The organism is Peptococcaceae bacterium 1198_IL3148, from assembly GCA_036763105.1.
Taxonomy (GTDB): Bacteria; Bacillota; Desulfotomaculia; order Desulfotomaculales; family Desulfohalotomaculaceae; genus JBAIYS01.
Window position 1 is genome coordinate 1 of sequence record JBAIYS010000076.1, and the last position, 255, is coordinate 255.

The window sequence follows — 255 nt, forward strand, 5'->3', positions numbered from 1 at the left end:
TGAAGTTGGCAAACTTTTTAAATTTAACAATGATGATAGTGGTTTTTCTTCATTTGTAGAGTGGATTGAAGAGCTAAAAGCAAAGTATCAAAAAAATTATGCCATGATTGGAATGGAACCTACTGGCTATTATTGGTTTCCTATAGCTCAATATATAAAAGATCTTCAAATGAAAGTAGCACTGGTTAATCCATTTCATGTCAAACGAAGCAAAGAATTAGACGACAATAACCCAAGCAAGAATGACCGAAAGGA

Annotated in this window: 1 protein-coding gene; it reads left to right on the top strand. The window is 32.9% G+C overall.

Annotated features, from left to right (window positions below; genetic code table 11):
* Window positions 1–255: transposase (locus V6C27_14960; GenBank protein ID MEG6617670.1), on the top strand; the 255-nt coding region annotated here is incomplete at both ends.